2 pseudogenes are annotated in these 2,419 nt (G+C 68.3%); both read right to left on the bottom strand.

Annotated features, from left to right (window positions below):
- Positions 1-269 precede the first annotated feature (269 nt).
- A pseudogene (gene ftsH / locus AC2W7C_RS16800) lies at positions 270-2,154 on the bottom strand (ATP-dependent zinc metalloprotease FtsH); the annotation flags it as partial.
- A 38-nt stretch (positions 2,155-2,192) separates the two neighbouring features.
- Positions 2,193-2,419, bottom strand: a pseudogene (locus AC2W7C_RS16795) (hypothetical protein); the annotation flags it as partial.

Below are 2,419 nucleotides of genomic sequence, written 5' to 3'. Positions count from 1 at the left end.
AAGCGGAGTCGGGAGGCGGTCGGCCGCGTCCGAGCGACACGAGGGAGGGCGACGCCGGCGGATGGGATCGGAGCTCGAATGGGCCGCCGCCGGCGTCGCCCCCTCCTGACGGCTTCGCCGTCTGTCCTCCCCATCGCCTTGAAGGGCGATGGGGAGGTGAGGCGCGCCAGCCACGAAAAAGGGCGGCGCTTGCGGCGCCGCCCTCTCCCATTCTCAGACCATGCGGGCCTAGTGAACCGTCGGCTGCTCCACCTCGGTCCCGTCCGAACCGGGGTGATCGGCACCGAGACCGAAGGGCCCGAGTTGGGGAAGTTGTTCTCGTCGCGGTTCGGCGCGAGCCCCTTCTCCAGCAGGTCCTTGATCTCCTCGCCCGACAGGGTCTCGTACTCCAGCAGGGCCTGGGACAGCTTCTCGTGATCCTCGGCCTTCTTGGTCAGGATCTTGCGGGCCTCGTCCCAGCCGCTGGTGACCAGGCGCTTGACCTCCGCGTCGATGGTGCGGGCGGTCTCTTCCGAGATGTTCTGGGTGCGCGACACCGAGTGGCCCAGGAAGACCTCCTCCTGGTTCTCGCCATAGGCCACGGTGCCCAGCTTGTCCGAAAAGCCCCAGCGCGTGACCATCGCCCTCGCCAGCTTGGTGGCCTGCTCGATGTCCGAAGACGCGCCCGAGGTGATGTTCTCCTTGCCGAAGATCAGCTCCTCGGCCACCCGGCCGCCGGCCATGATGGCGATGCGATCCACCATCTGCTGGTACTTCATCGAATAGCGGTCGCCTTCCGGCAGCTGCATGACCATGCCCAGGGCGCGGCCGCGCGGCACGATGGTCGCCTTGTGCACCGGATCGGCCATCTTGACGTTCATGGCGACGATGGCGTGGCCGGCCTCGTGGTAGGCGGTCAGGCGCTTCTCTTCCTCGTTCATGGCCATGGACTTGCGCTCGGCGCCCATCATGACCTTGTCCTTGGCGTCCTCGAAGTCGCGGTGAGTGACCATGCGGCGGTCCTTGCGGGCCGCCATCAGAGCCGCTTCGTTGACCAGGTTGGCCAGGTCGGCGCCCGAGAAGCCCGGCGTGCCGCGCGCGATGGTCTTCACGTTCACGTCGGCGGCCAGCGGCACGTCCTTCATGTGCACGCGCAGGATCTTCTCGCGGCCCGAGACGTCGGGGTTCGGCACCACGACCTGGCGGTCGAAGCGGCCGGGACGCAGCAGGGCCGGGTCCAGCACGTCGGGACGGTTGGTGGCGGCGATCAGGATGATGCCCTCGTTGGACTCGAAGCCGTCCATCTCGACCAGCAGCTGGTTCAGGGTCTGCTCGCGCTCGTCGTTGCCGCCGCCCAGGCCGGCGCCGCGATGACGGCCGACCGCGTCGATCTCGTCGATGAAGATGATGCACGGCGCGTTCTTCTTGGCCTGTTCGAACATGTCGCGGACGCGGCTGGCGCCGACGCCGACGAACATCTCGACGAAGTCCGAGCCCGAGATGGAGAAGAAGGGCACGCCCGCCTCGCCCGCCACGGCGCGGGCCAGCAGGGTCTTGCCCGTACCGGGAGGGCCGACCAGCAGGGCGCCCTTGGGGATCTTGCCGCCCAGGCGCTGGAACTTGCCTGGGTCCTTCAGGAAGTCGACGACCTCCTGCAGCTCTTCCTTGGCCTCGTCCACGCCGGCGACGTCGTCGAAGGTCTTGCGGCCCTTGTGCTCGGTCAGCAGCTTGGCCTTGGACTTGCCGAAGCCCATGGCCCCACGAGCGCCGCCCTGCATCTGGCGCATGATCAGGATCCACAGGCCGATGATGAGGATGAAGGGCAGCAGGCCGAGCAGGGCGGTCAGCCAGATCGACTGGCGCGTCGACTTGGAGACGACCTCGGCCCCCGAGGCGGCGATGGAGTTCACCAGATCGACGTTGGGCACGGGGGTGGTGACGGTGACGACCCGGTTGTCGTTCAACGTGGCCTTCAGGGTCTCGCCCTGAACCTCGACCTTGGTGATGGCGCGGCTGTCGCGGCTTCAGCAGGTCGGAATAGCTCATCACGGCCGGCGCCCGGGCCGAGGCCTTGGCGTCGGGCGCGCCCAGCGCGCCGCCCCGGTTGAAGACCACGAAGGCCCCCACCAATCCCAGGATGATCAGCCCGACCAGGGCCATGTTGCGCAGATTCATTCTCGTCTCGATCCTTCGGGGCCGCGGGCGGCGGTCCGTCACTCGCTGATGTCAGCGCCCGAAAATAGGTGGTTCCGAGGCGTCGCGCCATGGATAGGCGAACCCAGGTCCCTTTCGTGCGTCATTCGGTCCAGCGCCAGCGCCAGTCTCTCGGCGACCAGGGCGTGCGCCAGCCGGGCGGCTTCTGCAAGAACCGGGGCGCCGACGCCGTCCCGGATCAGCACAGGCCGCGCGCCCCGCGCCGGGGCCGGAATCGCCCTCAGCC

The sequence above is a fragment of the Brevundimonas sp. CURTG3B2_SDJG genome, from assembly GCF_057364705.1.
Note: the sequence above shows the minus strand (reverse complement) of the source record. Positions and strands in the feature narration are given on the sequence as shown.